General features: G+C 40.3%; 17 protein-coding genes and 1 pseudogene. 10 read left to right on the top strand and 8 right to left on the bottom strand.

What is annotated here, in order from left to right; translation table 11 throughout:
• Positions 1-96 precede the first annotated feature (96 nt).
• Positions 97-346, top strand: a pseudogene (locus FKV70_RS13755) (phenolic acid decarboxylase); the annotation flags it as partial.
• A 131-nt stretch (positions 347-477) separates the two neighbouring features.
• Here FKV70_RS13755 and FKV70_RS13760 read toward each other — a convergent pair.
• Positions 478-675, bottom strand: a complete 198-nt coding sequence (locus FKV70_RS13760) for a GNAT family N-acetyltransferase (protein WP_142613202.1) — start codon at positions 673-675, stop codon at positions 478-480.
• A 2-nt stretch (positions 676-677) separates the two neighbouring features.
• Positions 678-1043: a GNAT family N-acetyltransferase gene (locus FKV70_RS13765; protein ID WP_142613203.1), complete on the bottom strand. Its 366-nt coding sequence runs from the start codon at positions 1041-1043 to the stop codon at positions 678-680.
• Positions 1044-1468: 425 nt separating this feature from the next.
• On the opposite strand from FKV70_RS13765, the gene FKV70_RS13770 reads away from it, so the two are divergent.
• Complete coding sequence (locus FKV70_RS13770) at positions 1469-4477, top strand: YwqJ-related putative deaminase (RefSeq protein WP_142613204.1); 3009 nt, start codon at positions 1469-1471, stop codon at positions 4475-4477.
• The gene (locus FKV70_RS13775) at positions 4461-4934 is read left to right on the top strand and encodes a toxin-antitoxin system YwqK family antitoxin (RefSeq protein ID WP_142613205.1); all 474 of its coding nucleotides are present in this window, start codon (positions 4461-4463) and stop codon (positions 4932-4934) included. The genes FKV70_RS13770 and FKV70_RS13775 overlap by 17 nt, the downstream gene beginning before the upstream one ends.
• A 121-nt stretch (positions 4935-5055) precedes the next feature.
• Here the strand turns inward: FKV70_RS13775 and nfi are convergent, their stop codons facing one another.
• Positions 5056-5733, bottom strand: a complete 678-nt coding sequence (gene nfi / locus FKV70_RS13780) for a deoxyribonuclease V (RefSeq protein ID WP_142613206.1) — start codon at positions 5731-5733, stop codon at positions 5056-5058.
• 732 nt (positions 5734-6465) lie between these two features.
• Here nfi and FKV70_RS13785 point away from each other — a divergent pair.
• The 3 genes from FKV70_RS13785 (at position 6466) to FKV70_RS13800 (ending at position 9998) form a co-directional block, all read left to right on the top strand.
• Positions 6466-6825, top strand: a complete 360-nt coding sequence (locus FKV70_RS13785; RefSeq protein ID WP_013311396.1) for a putative zinc-binding protein — start codon at positions 6466-6468, stop codon at positions 6823-6825.
• Between the two features lie 599 nt (positions 6826-7424).
• Positions 7425-8852: a pyridoxal phosphate-dependent decarboxylase family protein gene (locus FKV70_RS13795; protein WP_142613207.1), complete on the top strand. Its 1428-nt coding sequence runs from the start codon at positions 7425-7427 to the stop codon at positions 8850-8852.
• Positions 8853-9122: 270 nt separating this feature from the next.
• The gene (locus tag FKV70_RS13800) at positions 9123-9998 is read left to right on the top strand and encodes a copper amine oxidase N-terminal domain-containing protein (protein WP_142613208.1); all 876 of its coding nucleotides are present in this window, start codon (positions 9123-9125) and stop codon (positions 9996-9998) included.
• 158 nt (positions 9999-10156) lie between these two features.
• Here FKV70_RS13800 and FKV70_RS13805 read toward each other — a convergent pair whose 3' ends face one another.
• From FKV70_RS13805 to FKV70_RS13820, 4 genes are all read right to left on the bottom strand, one after another.
• Positions 10157-10669, bottom strand: a complete 513-nt coding sequence (locus FKV70_RS13805) for a copper amine oxidase N-terminal domain-containing protein (protein WP_142613209.1) — start codon at positions 10667-10669, stop codon at positions 10157-10159.
• Positions 10670-10736: 67 nt separating this feature from the next.
• A complete protein-coding gene (locus FKV70_RS13810) occupies positions 10737-11261 on the bottom strand; it encodes a VOC family protein (RefSeq protein WP_142613210.1) in 525 nt (174 codons plus the stop codon).
• A 51-nt stretch (positions 11262-11312) separates the two neighbouring features.
• Entirely contained in the window at positions 11313-11939 is a 627-nt protein-coding gene (locus tag FKV70_RS13815; RefSeq protein ID WP_063213176.1) for a type 1 glutamine amidotransferase family protein, read from the bottom strand.
• Positions 11940-12048: 109 nt separating this feature from the next.
• On the bottom strand, positions 12049-13011 hold the full coding sequence (locus tag FKV70_RS13820; RefSeq protein ID WP_063213177.1) for a helix-turn-helix transcriptional regulator: 963 nt from the start codon (positions 13009-13011) through the stop codon (positions 12049-12051).
• Between the two features lie 381 nt (positions 13012-13392).
• On the opposite strand from FKV70_RS13820, the gene FKV70_RS13825 reads away from it, so the two are divergent.
• The 4 genes from FKV70_RS13825 (at position 13393) to FKV70_RS26600 (ending at position 18013) form a co-directional block, all read left to right on the top strand.
• Positions 13393-16497 carry a deaminase domain-containing protein gene (locus FKV70_RS13825; protein ID WP_142613211.1) on the top strand — a complete coding sequence of 1035 codons (3105 nt, stop codon included), beginning with the start codon at positions 13393-13395 and terminating at the stop codon, positions 16495-16497.
• A gap of 20 nt (positions 16498-16517) precedes the next feature.
• A complete protein-coding gene (locus tag FKV70_RS13830) occupies positions 16518-17213 on the top strand; it encodes an Imm3 family immunity protein (protein WP_063211204.1) in 696 nt (231 codons plus the stop codon).
• Between the two features lie 378 nt (positions 17214-17591).
• On the top strand, positions 17592-17774 hold the full coding sequence (locus FKV70_RS26595; RefSeq protein ID WP_244310741.1) for a hypothetical protein: 183 nt from the start codon (positions 17592-17594) through the stop codon (positions 17772-17774).
• A gap of 29 nt (positions 17775-17803) precedes the next feature.
• Positions 17804-18013, top strand: a complete 210-nt coding sequence (locus tag FKV70_RS26600; RefSeq protein ID WP_244310742.1) for a hypothetical protein — start codon at positions 17804-17806, stop codon at positions 18011-18013.
• A gap of 194 nt (positions 18014-18207) precedes the next feature.
• Here FKV70_RS26600 and FKV70_RS13840 read toward each other — a convergent pair whose 3' ends face one another.
• Positions 18208-19089 (bottom strand): carbohydrate ABC transporter permease, encoded by an 882-nt coding sequence (locus tag FKV70_RS13840; protein WP_063211208.1) that lies wholly within the window; start codon positions 19087-19089, stop codon positions 18208-18210.
• Positions 19090-19136 lie beyond the last annotated feature (47 nt).

Genomic DNA, 19136 nt, shown 5'->3' on the forward strand with positions numbered 1-19136 from the left:
CCCTTAATTATTTAATCGACTTATACCGACTTAAAGTTTATGATTCTTTCGGCGAAGCTTCTCCGATAATGAACCCATCCAGCTATTTCATTGACCATGCATGGTATTATTTTCTTTCCGAAATGGGTGCATGTGCATCCAGAGATTAAAGTACGCTATCAAAATGATTTCATCCCTCTGATGGAAGAATCGCGTGAAAAGTATGAGACTTATCCGAAGCATGTAGTTCCTGAATTCGCATATTACTTTCATTGAAAATGCAGGTGTGAACAACGAGAAGTTGATTGTCCAGGCACCTTACGTAGGCATGACAGATGATATTCGTGCGGGTAAGTTGCAAGCATAGTCATCAAGACGAATTGAACTAAAAGGACTGAGCCTGTGTCCCATAACGTAAGACAAATTAAAAAACCTACCAACTTGGTCATACCCTGTCTACTTGACAGGGGTATGACCAGGTTCATAGGTGCCCAGCGTTCAATTTCCTTCTATTTCTTTTTCAGCTAAGCTAGCATGCTCTCTTTTTAGCAAAGAATAATGATATTGATCGCATATCGAACCATCACTAAACCAGTAATGCTCTCGATAAGTCCCTTCCAGCTTAAAATGGAATTTTTCTAATAATTTTATGGATACTTGATTACACGCTGCAACCGTCGCGTAAATTTTATTCAACTCTAAATCCTTACGTTCAACATTGTGCTTAAAAATAACTCAAGTAATACATTTGCATATCCTTGCTTCCTATGCCTTAAAGGCAAGTAGTATCCGATCTCGGCACTTTTATTCCGAGAATTATAGTCAAAAAGCTGTATCTTTCCTATCCGCTTATTACTGTTACTTTTATCAACCAAGATATATATTAATTGCCCATTTGCAAGCCTTTTCAGTACATTCTCTTTATAATTGTTATATGGAGGAAGTTCGATTATGGGTCGGCAAGTATGTTGCTCTTTTTCGCTTTCAGTATGACTCCACTCATATAAGTCTGGTAAGTAATCTTCAATATTCCCACCAGTTAAAAGTACAAGTCCTCTTATCATTCTATCACTCCTTTATTTTTAAATTTAGATCGTTTGGATAGGGCATCATTTTAGTTTTAAGTATCTGTTTTGGCAGCATGAAAAAGCATTGAAATAGCAAACCATGTGGCGTATTACCATATTCCTATATTAACTCATGTTACACTTCCCTCTCATCCTCCTACTTCCAAAAATAAACATATTAAATCCCCCAACCAATGGGTCATTCTGTAAACTAAATCCTTCTTTTAACCGATAAATACATATGCTGGGTGGTTTATTAAATATCACCTCTCGTCCCTTTAAAGCGTACAAACCTTGTAATACATATCTATTTTGACTCACTGTTGTACTCATCTGCAGCTTCGATAATTCAGAAGCAAATGCAAGATGACGTGCTTCACTTGGAAATACCCATCGCATCTAGAAAGGAGTCATGAACTCACTTGAGCGTATTATCAGATGGGATCGGATATGAAAGCCTACGCTTTTATGGTCCCTTTCAGCCCCTACACATCGAACAACTTCAAATAACATGCACCATTAATGATCATGCCTTTTTACATATCAGTGGCATGCTCTCCGAAGAACAGGGAGCAGCTTGTATCGGTCAAAATATGGAGCAAGAGCCCATTGTGATTCGTCAGTTGGATGAGCAAGGACAATCGCTGAGAAGGCTGTTCCATGGGATTGTTACACGTATGTCCGTACACTGCGTGCGAGGCGTGTATACGTTTGAACTGGAGGCCGCTTCCCATTCATACCAGATGGATATTAAGTGTAAAAGGCGCTCCTATCAAGATATTCACCGTACTTATGATAATCTGGTCACAGCACTGGTTCGAAAATATCAGTACGGAGATGCCATTGACACGGTAAGCAACCATGCCAAATTGGAGACATTTGTTTTACAATATGATGAGACCGATTGGGCGTTTTTAAAACGTCTCGCTTCTCGCTTTGGTTCCGTACTTGTGCCAGAGGTAACCGCAGCCTCGCCCAAGGTTTTCTTTGGGATGCCAGAAGGCAAGCAGCATAAGGTGGAGCGGGATGTATTCTATCGGGTACGGAAAACGTTTCATGAACTGGATGCGGAAAAGCTAGGAGAACAACGTGCTGGCTCGTATATCACCTATAGGATTGAAAGTCAGCAATACTATGCGCTCGGCGACCTCATTACGTTACCCATTGGACAAGGTAAAGAGTTGGTCGTGGTTCGAGCCGTGACTACGCTAGCGGACGGCCTACTGCGCACCCGTTATGATCTTCAAGCTGAACAAGATATCCGCTATGCGCGGTATGAAAACGATCAGGCTACTGGAATTTCGCTGATAGGAACGGTACTGAAGGTACAGCAGGATTTCGTCCAGCTTCAACTCGACATTGATCCCAAGCAAGACCCGGCTAAAGCGTGCTGGTTCCCTGTAGCCACCCGTTATGTTGCCGAAGAACATAGCGGCTGGTACGATATGCCTGAGATCGGGGAACAGGTGGAATTGTATCTGCCAACACACCGCGAACAGGATGCCTATGTAACGGATTCGCTGCGACAACAACGCCACACCAATGGACAGCCGAATGTGAAGGTATGGCAACATATCCAAGGTAGCGGCGTAGAAATGTCTGAACATGAACTGACCCTATCCACCTCCGGTGAATTTTCCATTACACTGCATGAAAGTAGCGGCATTACCATCGACAGTCCGGGGAATGTGCAGATTCAGGGTGGTCATGTGAAGCTGGGTGCTGGGCAGGAGCTTTCACTTGAAGCTGGAATAGCACTGTATTTAAAAGGCGGAGCCAGCAGCATGGTACTGGATGGTGAGACGAATACCAAGGCTCCAGTGATTTATCAGGAAGGAACGGTGAAAGCTCCTGTTTTCGTGGCCGACCTCCCTCCTGTGCCTGAGCCACCATTAATGAGCATCAAAGCATACGAGGCGGCGCAAGCTCCATCAGCAGCTAAGACATCATCAAGTAGCCAAGCCTCTCCTCCTAAAGCAAAAGTCACCAGTCCAGCAAAGCTTCAACAGGCGAATGCCATGATAGGGATAGTATCCAAGCTATTAGGCTCCATTCCAGTGATGGGAAAAGTGGCTGGCGTTGTTGCAGGAGCGCTAAGTGGACCTGCAGGAAGTGTGATTCTGAGAGCAACCGCAGCGATCCCTGTTCGGAGCAAAGGAACCCCTTCCGTTGGAGGCAGTAAGGGGAACGGCATTCATCCGTTGAAACACTTGGCTGGTTTGGCTATACAAGGGTTGATTAGTATACACGAGCATGAGAAAGCTAAACAAGCCTATTATAGCAAATGGATTCTTGGGAAAGTGTTTACGAGCGCCCGTCATATAGCGCATTCCGGAGGCCCATTGGAACTAGTACAGAACCTGCTTAAAGAATCGAATGCCATGGTTCATGCGTATCAGCAGGTTCCTGTAGATCTGAGACAACGTTGGAGAGCCAATTATGACAGCTACATGGCAGCTGAAAAAGCCAAAGTATCCTATAATTTCGATGAGTATGATAAAAAATTTATGGGTACTATGTGGGTTCTCAGTAAAAATGGAGTTACCGATCAGAAAGCAGCTCAAGCCACTCTTGCCTATAACGAAGCTATCAAAAATGGGGAAATCAAATTAAATCACGAACCAGAAAATGTGGATATTTTTATAGAACAGATCAAAGCAGCTAGAGAAGGAAAGAACTATTGGACAGGCGAAGAAATCCCAAAATGGCAGGCAAATGCGATTATTGTCAGCAGCGTATTTTCTGAATTTCAGATGGTTGGAAGTTTATACGGTGCTAAATTTGGTAGGAACATAAAGATACCTTCTAAATCAATTAAAACTCCAGTATCTATCGTTGAAGAACCAGGAGTCGTAAAATCTGCGCCTTTTAAACCTATTGAACCACCCAAAAGTGGGGGAGTACCTAAACAAAGCCGTTTGGAGGAACTAAGAGCTAAATATGGGAAACTGAGTTCTACTGAACTTCATCAACGAATTAATTTGAGGGGAGCAGTGCACGAGGAACTAGACAGGGTAAAAAAGACAGGATTAAGTAAAAATGAGTTAGGTCCAGCCTTAGCAGGGGTATTAGATAAGAAAACAGGGCAGTACTATTTTGATATTAATAATCCTAAAGGAGATCTACCTTCGAAACAGCACAAAATAATTAACGAAAGAATTACTAATATGCCTGCAAAGATAAAGGAAGAATATATAAAGACGGCTGGAGCAGGATCTCATGCAGAAGTAAAAGCCTTAAACAGAGCTTTATTGAAAAGGCCAGATGCCCGATTATCTGATTTTATGATCTTTGTTATTTCTGCCAGAAAAATAAATAAAAAAATGCCTATAGGGACCCCTATGCCACGTTGCCCTCATTGCGAATATATAACACAGGGAACGAATTTTATACCGGAGGTTTTGAAACATAATCATGGAAAACAAAAATGAATTATACACTTTAGATTATGTCAAGAAAAATGGGGTGGATTTTGAAGACTTGTGGTTTTCTTCTACTAGTGATGAAATTTTGGACAACCCTGAAGATGAGGGTGGAACTCCTTTTACAGGATTAGCCTATGAATTATACGATAACGGTCAATTACGATATTTTAGTTTTTATAAAGATGGTTTTAAACATGGATTACTTCGAGAGTTTTATAATACCGGGGAGAGAAAATCTGAAGAAATTATGCATTATGGTCAGACGAAGGGAAAAAGGACTCAATGGTATGAGAATGGACAACTTAAATCGGTAAGCGAACACGAGTTGGGGGTGGAGTTAAGTTATCAGGAATGGGACGATAAAAACAATTTGATTAAGTCTAGTAAGTTACAAGAAACAAGTGAGATTTTTAATTATTTATTAACCAAAAGAAAGCTGAATAGTAAATTAGGAAGAGACTAGAATAATTCTTAAAAGTGTTTATCTTCTCCGAATTTCGGTTGCTGTATCAGTTGATCACTATGTACAAAATTAGCTTTATCGTGATGGGCGTTTAGCTATCACGATAAAGCTAATTAGTCTATTAATATATCTTTGATAAAACTTTTTTCACCAATTGGTCAGCTTGTCGAGTTGTTTCTGGTAAGCGATAACGTGGAGAGAGCTTTAGAATCCAATTGCAGGCTGTTTCTAATGAAATACGATGACCTACGGATACAAAAAGAGGTTTAATGTTTTCTTGGGTTCTTAATACACTTCCGATGATTTCCTCACGGTCCATTAATAATGAACATGCACCTCTTTCTTTAGATGGTTCTTGGAAATCCCCCAATAACTTCGTTTTGCCACAGCCAATTGTAGGAATATCAAAGATTACTCCTAAGTGACTGGCTAATCCAAATCGTCTTGGATGAGCAATTCCTTGACCATCGCAAACTACAAGCTGAGGAAAGGTCTTTATTTGTCTAAATGCTTTAACTATAGATGGTAGCTCCCTGAATGAAAACAATCCGGAGATATAAGGGAATTGCACAGAATCTTCAACTATTACTGATTCCACTATATTTAAAGAGTGTGCTTCTAAAATAACGATTGCTGCAACTAATAAATCACTTTGTTCACTATATGCCACGTCTACCCCAGCCACGTAATGAATTTCAGGGAATTGATCCTCTTTTGTAACTTTTTTAGATAACTCCTGTTGTAACTTTATCGCTTCCGTTTCAGCTAAATCCCAATTATGCTTTAAGACTGGTTTCATTTTGTTTTCCCCATTTTTAGAATATTAGATTTAAAATTAATGAAAAATGAAAGATGTTAAACATGCAAAAAACTGGATGATTTTATGCCAACTACTGCTTATGAGATGGCAATCCAAAAAAAATGATGTCTGATGCTTCAGTCTGTATTATCCTGATATCATTAAATAATTCCAAAAATTTACAATAAAACCGGAGAAATTTCTGTTTATTATATTAATGATTACGTTAATCCGAATGGGAAGAAGCTATAGGATATTAGCTAAGTCAGGATAAGCAATTCATCTATATGGAAGGGGTAAAAGACGGGATTCGCTTGACCCTCCCGTCATGCACTTCACAAATATTCTCTAGCCTATTGATCGCATTATCTAAGATTTTTTAGGTTTACATTTTAAAAGCAGATCGTACACTGCAACAAACTAGACATACTACAACTTAATAAGCGCTTATTTTATATTGCAAGAAATTTTAATGCTGATCAAGGATGACGACCCAGATTTATATTTAGATAGGGCTAATTCTCTATTAGAAAAATTAAGTTAAAAAGGGGATCTGGCTGATTTACATACACACAGTTAGCTCTATAATAGATTTCGCAAAATATTGTCGTGATCACAATCACGGTTTAGACTGTAAATTTAAGTTAAAATACAAACAATTTTAAATTTATTTCAGCTGAAACCAAAGATACTGTGATCGATCACAAAGAAAAAACAAGGAAGTGTACAAAGATGAAAAGAACTGATTTACCTCTTGTCTATTCTTGTTCTGGATGTTCCTCCGCAGCACAAACCGCTAACATGATCGCTATACAAATGGATCGAGAAAAAGTCGCTGAAATGTCCTGCATAGCTGGTGTTGGTGGTGATGTCAAACCCCTTGTCAGAACAGCCAAATCGGGACGTGACATCATTGCAATTGACGGCTGTCCCTTGTCCTGTTGCAAGAGTTGCTTAGCAAGGCATGAGGTTCAACCCAAACACCATTTCCTGCTGTCTGACTTTGACGTACCCAAGATCATAGGAGAAGATCCTAACCCCGATCATTATAGGAATGCTTACACACAAATCTTAGAACAAATTGGACAATAATTCTTAGTCAAGATTAAGGTCTGTATCGAAAGATAGCTTTTATTATGTAACAATATCATAAATAGTTTGTACTGGTGGCTCCTAATACATCTTTAAGGGCCACCAGTATTTTTTTACTCCCAGTTTAAACATTGGATATAAAAATCCAAAAAAATTTGGAGCTCTAATTAGTGTCATTTTTCAAATTCTTAAGCAGCTCATTTGCAACATATGGCAAAGCGTTTTCGAACCCTTTTCTTACAAGTGACTATACATTCTTTTTTTAATACTTTTCAGATAACTAAGGTTCCCCCTCCTATATTCAAGCTCCCCCGCCTCCTTGCTGCCTTGTAAAATTAAGTCGTTACCATCCAATCAACACAGCAACTATGTATCTGCCTGCTTACCAGGTTTGAGTCGGAGTACTATATCGGTTCCCAACATCACGTTTCCAGCATTTGCACTGAACGGCGATTTTACAGCCATCTTTGCCCTTGAAAATTACTTTACGTAATAGCGAAGTGCATAAAAATAAACGTAATGATGAAATCGGTAAATATCACAAAATGACAACAGATGTTATATTATACTTTGGTTGAAGTTAAACAAAGGAGATGCTTATGATGAATCAAGAACCAAATCAGCAATTAGGTGAGATTATTGAGGAGTTCATACATTCATACATGGCAGAAAACAATAACATTCGATCTCAAAAAGTAATCAACATTGCAGATGAGGATACAATAGCTCATTTAAGGGAAATTGGCTTTCCCAAAAAAGGAAGACCCGTAAAAGAGGTTGTCGATGAAATGAGGAAAAACGTCTATCCTCATCAAGCCTTCATGCAACACCCTCGTTTTTTTGCAATGGTTCCTAGCCCCGTGTCTGTTTACTCTTGGTTAGGAGATATCATGACCTGTGCGTATAATACCCACGCCGGAAGCTGGATGCAGAGCTCGAGCGCAAGCCTTTTAGAGGGGGAAGTGATCCGATGGATGTGTGACCAAGCAGGATATCCTGATACTGCTGGGGGCTTATTTCTGTCGGGCGGATCACTTTCGAATTTGACCGCTTTAGCCGCTGCACGTAATGCAAGGTTATCCGAGCAGGAATATGCCATTGGAACTGCTTATGTTTCAGATCAAACTCATTCATCGGTCGCCAAAGGGCTACGCATCCTCGGATTCCGTAGTGATCAAATCAGAAAGGTTCCAAGTGATAAAAATTTTCGTATGGATGTTTCAGCCTTAGAGAAAAAAATAATGGATGATCAGGCGGCTGGCATGAAGCCTTTTGCGATCATTGCCACGGCGGGCACAACCAATACAGGAAGCATTGACCCGTTAAACGAAATTGCTGACCTATGTGAAAAACATAATATTTGGTTACACGTGGATGGAGCTTACGGTGCGTCGATTTTGGCTTCTTCGAAATATAAGTCTCTTTTGAGCGGGATATCGCGTTCAGATAGTATCACCTGGGATGCACACAAATGGCTAATGCAGACCTATTCCTGTAGCGTGGTTTTAGCCAAAGATAAGCAGCAACTCAAAAACTGCTTCAGCACACGCCCAGAATATTTGAAGGATGCCGAGTCTGATGAAGAACATATTAATTATTGGGATTTGGGGCCTGAGTTAACCCGGCCTGCTCGAAGTCTGAAACTATGGGTGACACTGCAAGCTTTAGGCACGAATGCTGTCGGTGAAGTGATAGAGCATGGAGTTCAACTCGCAGAATGGGCTGAAGATGAAATCAAAAAACATAATCATTGGGAAATTGTATGCCCCGCGCAATTAGCGATTGTTAATTTTCGATATGCACCACCTGGGCTATCCGACCAGGAATTAGATTCACTCAATAAAAGGATCTCCCAAGAAATGGTGACCAACGGGTACGCCACAGTGCTTACGACACAACTCAATGGAAAGACTGTTCTCAGAATCTGTGCAATTCACCCGGACACTACGGAAGATGAGATAAGGAATACAGTTCAGCTTTTATCGAATATAGCAAGATCATTGAATGAGAAAAAAGTTTTTTTATGATGTTCAATTGTGAAAATGAAGTGCTGCACTTTCTGTAAATAAATAAAAATGCTCAGCATTACGAAAATAAGAGGGGCGCGCCGCCCCTCTTTACTGTCTTTCCTGTATATCTTCCAAATTATTTGCCATTGTGTAATGCAGTAACAGTGAACAGCACTCAATCCTAAAACGTACGCACTCCACATGCGTTCAAGAAGGACAAACCTATCACTGCTCCAAAGCAAACATGCGATTTTATACAACCTATCTCAATTCAACGGAGGGTGAAAAATGAAGCGAAAATATTTTTATAGCACGGCTGTAGTATCCTTTGCAGTTCTTGTGAGTGCTATATTTGGAACCTCTTCTTATAACGCTAATGCAGCACCGATTAATCGCTCTATTCATGTCAATGGAACCTCTTTGCTCAAAGTGAATGACTATGACGTTTTGTACTGTACACCGATTGGTCCCTACGTTAATGAAGAAAAACGTCTTATGGTTCCGCTTCGTTCCGTTGCCGAGCTTCTTGGCGCAAAAGTCGATTATAACACTAAACTTCAAGAAGCAAAAATCAGGTGGAGGTCAAATGAAATTGTTTTTCAAAAGGGAGCAAAAACATATAAACTGAACGATACTTTAGCACAGATGGACACTCAGCCCGAAGTGATTCAGGATGCCTTTGTCATTCCGCTTGGAGTATTGCTGAGAAGTATGAATATCCCGTTTGAGTACAGGAACAACAAAGTGATTTTAAAAAATCCGTCTTTTGACCAAAGCAAGATTTTTCAAAAAGTAATAGAAGCGGACCGAGGAAGCTTCATTCTTGACAATCCTTCTGCACTGGATATTCAAAATTTCAGGCTTGTGGAAGAGAAAAACTCAGCAGGCGAAACCAGAGGGAGTATTACGGAGAGTGGATTAAATCGGACAGGCTCTACGATTAGAGAAGGGAAAGAAGATTTGCACATCATTTGCTTATTTAATCAAACGTTGGATATGGATGCAGACTTCGCGTCTATAGATATCCCGGATCGAAAACGTCCAAAAGTTAATCCGGAAGACAGCGTGTCTCAAAGTCTGTCGTATCTCAAAATAAATGATGACCCTTTGCAGTATATACTAACTGCCGGAAGAACATTAAAAACGAAGAATGAACGAAAATAGGAATATTGGAGAAGTTTAAACTCAATACAAACACTTGAAAGTCGGCAGAGTATGCATACTTAAATCACGGGAGGGCAAAAACCCGCTCAAGAGCGGGTTTCACGGCCCAAGACTTAAAGAAGCAATTAGTTTGTTACCCATTCCCAAGCAATCAAGTATTATTTTTCAATGTCAACATGTAATGTTCCATTGACTGTCGTTGTATTTACTGTAGCTCCCACAACTTCCGAAACAAATCTAAGAGGAACCATAACCCGATTTGGATATTCTTGCATAACGGGAGCATTCGGCATCATCTTTTCTTCATCGTTCACGTATGCAACTTTGCTACCCACGGTTAATCGTATAATTGTACCATTCTTCGATTTAATTGTAACTTCTTGTGTAGGCCTGTTCCACGAGACAGACTCTCCCAAACCCTCAGATATGAATTTAATAGGGACGTATACTGTGTTGGTGGATTTCTCTATATACGGACTGGTGTCTGTTGTCAAAGTGCTATTATTGGGATTTGTGGATTTCTCTCCAAATGGATTTAATGTCAAAACATTGTTATTTACAGCAACTTCAACATTATATCTAAATTTAGATCCCGCATGCGCGCTCTCAACTGAAACAGAAGAAACGAACACAAAGATAACAGCTAAGGGTAAAATTATACGTTTTAACATGGCTTATTACCTCTCCCCATTTATCAACTAGACACATATCGAGGAACTAAAACACTGATACATCCTGTTATTCTCCACTAAAGCTTTTGGCCCATTCAGCAACCCTTCGACTGCTTTCTTCTTCGGACAAATCCTCGATCCTGGTCATAATCGACCATCTTACTCCACAGGGATCCAATATACTTGCGAATCGATCGCCTGAAACAAAGTTTGTAACGGGTTCCCTTACTTTCGCTCCTCTTGCTACCGCATTTTCAATGACCTGATCCACATTCATTACATAAATTCCGAAAGAATAACACGCATTTCCTTCATCTGGCGGCAAGACCAATTGATATGTCGGATTCGCTGCCCCCAGCTGCAAAAAACCATTTCCAAAATCTAATTCCGCATGAACAATGATTTTATTGCCATTCTCATCAGGATATCCAGTAATATCCTTAACTCTTGCATTAAAAACCGCTTTATAAAACTCTATCGCTTCTGGAGGATTCTTCACGGTTATAAACGGGGTAATAGATGTAAAGCCGTTGGGCACCCCCTTCTTTGTATATTTACCTGACACTCCCATGTGTTCTCTGCTTTCAGTCATTTTAACTCCTCCTTTAAATGCTCGTAACAGTTCAGTTTAATACTTATACCTTCATTGAATTGAATCCATCAACTCATAGTAATATTTGGGTGCACGTGTCTTATTAAGACTATACCAGGCTTCTAATGTTTTAGAAGAAAACACACCCAGAGCTTTCAAAACGTGTACGGAAAATTCCAACGGAGCCGTTCCAGATGCAGTGATCAGTCTTCCATCCGTCACAGCAGACTCTATTTTGTAATACTTTCCGCCCGTATAGGTGGGACAGATCATTTTAAGGTATTCCAGATCATTGCTTGTATGCCAACGTGCATTCAGCAGTCCTGCCTGGGCAAGTCCGATGGTAGCACCACAAATCGCCGCCACCCATATACCTTCCTCTAAACATCTCTCAGCAATTTTTAAGATCGGTTGATGAATGGTTTCTGTCCATGTATTTCCACCGGGTAAAATCAATGCATCTGTGCTTTCAATACTGCACTCATCCAGTTTGATGTCAGGCAGGATTTTCAATCCGCCCATGGTAGTGACAGGAGTCTTCTCCATTCCCACGGTAACTATTTTGGATGGGACCAGCCCCTTTTTATAATATCTCCCCGAGTTCAGTTCGGCAGTTAAGTAACCGATCTCCCAGTCTGCCATAGTGTCAAATACATAAAGATATACCGTCCTATTCATTCACAGGTTCTCCTTATTTTATAATTTATCAAGTGATACCAGCCCTCGGTAACCCGTGATTATCCCCATTATAAAAAAGCTTCACTGACATCTACTGTCAGTGAAGCTTTTAGCGTTGATAATATTCTATTAACTCCGACGCAACAGCAACTAGTTTTTCCTTCAAGCTCTGTGGCTCGATGACTTGAATGGATTTCCCGTAGGGTAGGAGTAAATAAGGGACATATGTATGAAGTGATTTTTCCTCAAGCAAAAAGATGGCTTGGTTAGCGGTTCGCTCTTTCAGATGATGCCCCAAAAACCAATGCAAACATAAGTCATCCAATGCCTCTGACCTGCCTTTAATCGTTAAAGAAATTAAACCATCCTTACCTACTAAATCAGGTAACAGATTTTGCATAAAAAATTCACGAGCCGAAAAAGCCTCAGGACGCTTAAATAGGTTTGGAGTACGCTTGATCTGTAAAATCCGCTCTGCCCTAAAACTACGGATCTCATTCCTTAGGTGACAAAATGCAACAGTATACCATTTGTTGTTCCAGTACACCATCCCATAGGGGTCTATCACCCTATTCTTGGGTTGTTCTTCATGACCTGTGCGATAATCCATTTCAACAGAGAATTGGTTGGCTACAGCCTGCTCCAATTCGATCAATACCGGCTGAAGAGAAGGATCTCCCATGCGGTTTATCACTTCAAATCCGGCTAAATGACGGCTAAGTATACTTTCCTGCTCTTGATTCGAGTACATTTTCAACTTTGACGTCGCACTGCTTAATGCCTCACTTAAAGGATATCCAGCCTCTTTTGCAAAAACAGCAGCATGAAGGAGTGCCTTTTTTTCCTCCATATCAAATAGTAAGGGTGCTCTAATATAATTATTCAGCAAGCTATACCCGCCATGATGACCCGTGTCGGATATTATAGGCACTCCACTGGCACATAGAGCGTCAATATACCGATAAACTGTCCTTATATTGATTTCTAACTTTTCGGATATTTGTTTTGCGGTCATTTTTACACCCGAATTCAGCATCCATAAAATGGCCAGCATATTATCGTTTTTTGGCATAACCTGAACCCCCCTCTCTCATTAAAGCTCAATCTTTTATAAATAACTCTTTGGAATCTTCTTACCACCTATTATATGCTTTTTTCCATTTTATACGTCCCTCTCATAACTTCCAATTCCAGATTTACACATAGTAAATACCATAATGAATGGGTCATTCTGTAAACTAAATCTCTCTTTTAACCGATAAATACATATGCTGGGTTGTTTATTAAATATCACCTATCATTTCTTAATACAAAACACCCCCAGAATACATTACATATCTATCTTGACTCACAAATTATACTCATCTACTGCATCTGTAATCAGAAGCGAATGCAAGATGACGTACTTTACTTGGAAATACCCATCGCATCTAGAAAGGAGTTATGAACTCACTTGAGCGTATTATCAGCTTGGATCGGATATGAAAGCCTACGCTTTTATGGTCCCTTTCAGCCATTACACATCGAACAACTTCAAATAACACGTACCATTAACGATCATGCCTATTTACATATCAGTGGCATACTCTCCGAAGAACAGGGAGCCGCTTGTATCGGTCAAAATATGGAGCAAGAACCGACTGTGATTCGTCAGTTGAATGATCAGGGACAATCGCTGAGAAGGCTGTTCCATGGGATTGTTACACGTATGTCTGTACACTGTGTGCGAGGCGTGTATACATTTGAACTGGAGGCCGCTTCCCATTCATACCAGATGGATATTAAACGTAAAAGACGCTCCTATCAAGATATTCACCGTACTTATGATGATCTGGTCACTACGCTGGTTCGAAAATATCAGTACGGAGATGCCATTGATACGGTAAGCCACTATGCCAAACTAGAGACATTTGTTTTACAATATGAGGAAACTGATTGGGCGTTTTTAAAACGCCTCGCTTCTCGCTTTGGTTCCGTACTTGTGCCAGAGGTAACCGCAGCTTCGCCCAAGGTTTTCTTCGGGATGCCCGAAGGCAAGCAGCATAAGGTAGAACGGGATGTATTTTATCGTGTACGAAAAACGTTTCATGAACGGGATGCGGAAAAGCTGAGAGAACGTGCTGGCTCATATATCACCTATATGATCGAAAGCCTGCAATACTATGCGTTGGGCGACCTCATCACGTTACCTATCGGGCAAGGAAAAGAACTGGTCGTGGTTCGAGCCGTGACAACCTTAGCAGATGGCTTACTGCGTACCCGTTACGATCTTCAAGCCGAACAAGATATCCGCTATGCACGGTATGAAAACGATCAGGCTACTGGAATTTCGCTGACAGGAACGGTGCTGAAGGTACAGCAGGATTTTGTACAGCTTCAACTGGACATCGATCCGAAACAAGATTCTGTCAAAGCCTGCTGGTTTCCGGTGTCTACCCGTTATGTCGCCGAAGAACACAGTGGCTGGTACGATATGCCTGAGATCGGGGAACAGGTGGAATTGTATCTGCCCACACACCGCGAACAGGATGCCTATGTCACTGATTCGCTGCGACAACAACGCCACACAAATGGACAGCCAAATGTAAAGGTATGGCAACATGTGCAAGGTAGCGGTGTCAAAATGTCTGAGCATGAACTGAACCTATCCACCTCCGGTGAATTTTCCATAACACTGAATGAAAGTAATGGAATTACGATTGACAGTCCCGGGAATGTGCAAATTCAAGGTGGTCACGTGAAGCTTGTTGCTGGACAGGAACTTTCACTGGAAGCTGGAACGGCGCTATACTTAAAAGGTGGAGCCAGCAGCATGGTATTGGATGGTGAGACAGACACCAAAGCCCCAGTGATTTATCAAGAAGGTACGGTAAAAGCTCCAGTTTTCGTTGCTGACCTCCCTCCTGTTCCAGAACCTCCATTGATGAGCATCAAAGCATATCAGGCGGCGCAAGCTCCATCAGCAGCTAAGACATCATCAAGCAGCCAAGCCTCTCCTCCTAAAGCAAAAGTCACCAGTCCAGCAAAGCTTCAACAAGCGAATGCCATGATGGGGACAGTATCCAAGCTATTAGGCTCCATTCCGGTAATGGGGAAAGTGGCTGGCGTTGTTGTAGGAGCGCTAAGTGGACCTGCGGGAGGTGTAATTCTGAGAGCAACCGCAGCGATCCCTGTTCGGAGCAAAGGAACCCCTACCGTTGGAGGCAGTAAGGGGAACGGCATTCATCCTTTGAAACACTTGGCTGGTTTGGCCATGCAAGGGTTGATTAGTATACACGAGCATGAGAAAGCTAAACAAGCCTATTATAGCAAATGGATTCTTGGGAAAGTGTTTACGAGCGCCCGTCATATAGCGCATTCCGGCGGCACATTGGAACTAGTACAGAACCTGCTTAAAGAATCGAATGCCATGGTTCATGCGTATCAGCAGGTTCCGGAAGAAGTAAGAAAACGCTGGAGAGCCGATTACGACAGTCGCATGGCACAGCAACAGCCTAAACAACAAGCTGAGAAGCCTAAGTCTTGGTGGGATCGTTACCTGGATTATACAGGTAGCAGCGCGATGATAAAAAGTCAATTAGCCATGGAGCAGGCACATGCTTCTCAAAAAACAGCAAACAGCCTAGCTGAATTATACAAAGGCATAGAGCAGGCTAATAACGTAAGGTCTCAAAATCAATTAAACTCCATTGGTGAATTTTTAGATTATTGGTCATTTGGTATACCTAAAGGATTGTATCAAGCCTATATGGAGCGCGCACGTAATCAAGGTAACTCTGGTAGTGACGCAATCAATTTTGCTACATTTGGAATAACAGAAGCTATACGCGGAGCTTTGACACCTGAAGACCCTTTGTCACCAGACCATTTGTCCAATATCATTAGTGTAGCAGCGATCGTTGAGGGAGCCGGTTCATTTTTCAAGCCGAAAACTATACTAAATCCGCCAGTTAAAGAACCGGTTTATCCAAGACCTAAAATTATAAACGAAAAAACAGAGTCACCCCACCCTTCAAATTCAAAACCTAATAAAGTTGAGAAGCCAGGCGGTGTTGCTCAGGGAACAGTAAACAGATTTCCAACTAGCCGAATCGATTCTGTAATGGATCAACATTTTATTGATGAGGTCGCGAAGGCTAGAGGTCGATTGTCAAACAAATACAAAGAAACAGGTAACTTCGCATATGCAGAAGTGAAGGTGTCCGGGGTTAAGAAGGAAGACTTTTATGCCCATAGTAAAATTCATAGCTCTGCTAAAAAAATACCTGGAACTGAAGAGTTCTCTTTCAAACCCGACAATCCAAAATTCAAGGCAACTGAAGCTCCAGATGCAGAAGGAAATATATATATGAGAGATGGGGATACAGAGTATAAAATTTTAAATGATGTAGCAGATCGATTAGGTGATAACCACAATGCATCAGGAAATATCAAACTCTTCACTGAAAAAGATACATGTGGAAGTTGTAACGAAATCATCCAACAATTTGACAAAGAATATCCTAACGTTAAAATTGAGGTTATCCATAATAATAACATAACTATTAACCCTAAATAATTGAATAAGGTGGTTAAGAAATGGCTTGGAATTATGATGAGTTAATTGATAGTATTCTTGAGAATTACCAGGATTATAAAAACGAGGAAATGATGAGTAGTAAAGAAGCAATTGCAAGAACATTCTATGATTTTGAAGGATTGATGAATAGAAGTGAAACAGATAAGGCTTTAATTAATGTCGTTTACGGGGAGATATTATTAACTCTTCCAAGAGTTTTGTATACTGTTAAAAATAATTTAAGCAAAAGATTATCTGAACTGGATTTTAATTTAATTGAGCAAGAACAAAAATTAACCACTGAGCAATACAGTGACTTATTTAATCGTAAGAATTTTGTATTACAAGAGTTGGAAAATAAGATGTTAGACTATTATCCAAGAGTATGTTGGTATTACGGTGAATTGACAAATGAAGTTAATGTTTTCTTTAACCAAATTTACGAAGAGAATGTCTTGCCCGATGAAATTTTTTCTAGTGTATTTCAGCGATTTGAACGTGATTGTAAAAATACATTAAGTGAAAAAATAATCGTGTATACCACACTAGCTGAAAACTTATTAAACCAAAGACTACCAAAGATCGATGGATTAAAACTAATTAAACAAGAATTACAGCAGTTTAACATAGCAGATATTTTTGAAGAACAATTGCTAGAAAAAGAAAAATTAGAACTAGAAATGCGAATTAAAAAAGTATTAAGTCGACTTTCCTAATAGTGGAATAACTCTTTTAAAAATCCATTGAAATTTCCCCATAACTAAACGAAATTTCACGAAGCTTATTCCAACTTGAATCTTAAAAGTAGGAACGAGCTTTTTTGGTACAATCGAAATCTAAGACAAAAAAGTAAAATAGTCCAGCTTGTCTGCAGACAACGATAAATTTCCATTCCTCTCTCTTAACACATGGGAGAGAGATAACGAAATGTCAGATTGATTTCTCGAAGCGTTACGCAAACGATTTTATCAAAAAATGGGAATTTTTTCCTTATTTTAAACAAAAATAGGGAATAAACAATTAAAAAAAGATGAACTTGGACTAAAAAATTAATCCTTAAATGAAGTTCCACATCCTAATAAAGAGGAATAAAAATGGATCATAAAGAAATTGAGAATTTACCCTATCTATTACCAACAGAAACATTAGCGTTGATGTTTCAATACGTATTGAATGAATTTGATACTGGTAAAATTGAGAAAAAGGATTTTTTATTAATTCTTAGTCAATTAACAGATAGACAAGTTATGACCTACGAATTATTGAAATCGAAGTAAGAAATAGTATAGATAAGGTGCTTCACAGGTTGTGGAATACTGACTCTTATGATGATGTAGATATCATTCTTTCAATTGTTGTAAACCTCGGACTAAAAAATTGCTTTCAAAAAATTAAAGATTCAATAAATCAAGATAAGGATATAGACGAATTAATTTTAAAAGAAATTATAGAAACAATTGATGAAGTTGGTGGAAATATTTCGAATCCATATCATAGTTTAGAAAGATTCAAATAAGCCATGTCAATAGTTTGTCGATAAATTCGGATAATTTTTCTAAAAAGGCTTAACATTATGGGTTTTCTACTTCATTTTCCTTCAACTCAACTAAACTCAACAAAAATGCATCCCCTAGCATTCATCGGACAAACCAAAAGGTTTGATCCAATGTCTACACTAGGGGGTGCTCTTCTAATCAGGGAAAATTTGATTTACCCCTTAACCGATCCGGCTGCGATCCCTTCCACAATCCGGTCACTCATGATGAGGAACACGAGCAGTATGGGCAAAATGCTGATCATCAACGTGGCTCCGATTGCGCCCCAGTCGGTCGTATATTGTCCGATAAAGTTCTGAACGCCGACGGTCAGTGTTTTGTTTTCGTCCGAGCTGATAAACGTATTGACGAAAATAAACTCATTCCAGTTGTAGATCATGTTAATAATAGACGTCGTTGCCATGACGGGGGTGGTCATAGGCAGTACAATGCGGAAGAACATCCGGTTGACGGAGCAACCATCCATAACGGCCGCCTCTTCCACTTCACGGGGCAGGGCATAATAGAAGCCTAGCAAGATCATCATCGTTGTCGGCAGATTAAAAGCGACATACGACAGGATGATGGATACCGAAGTGTCTGTTAAATGCAATTTGAGAAACATACTGAATAGCGGAATCAAGGTGGAATGGACTGGAATCATGAGTCCGACCATAAAAAGCCCTAGAACCAGCTGACTCCCTCTCCACCGCATACGTGTAATGGCAAACGTAACAAAGCTAGCCAGCAGCACTGTCAACGCCACAGATATGACTGTGATCCACACACTATTGAAGAAATACTGTCCGATATTGCCGCTGGTCCACACATTCATATAGTTCTCCCAATGCGGCTGGGATGGGAGTGCAAACGGTGGAAGGTTAAACACTTCCTGATTATTTTTAAGCGAAAATAGCATCAGCCACACTAGTGGCAAAAGCTGTGTCACCGCCAAGATGATTAAAATGATATACAAAGCGGCATAACCGACCCGAGTTAACATTTTGCCGCGGGTAGCGACTCCAAGCGGATAGTTGGCGGCTGCCTGGGTTTTCATATCCGTTCCTCCCTCTTTCTGTCCTCTGTTACCCCTGATCTAATGGC

It is taken from the genome of Paenibacillus ottowii (assembly GCF_006874425.1).
GTDB lineage: Bacteria > Bacillota > Bacilli > Paenibacillales > Paenibacillaceae > Paenibacillus > Paenibacillus ottowii.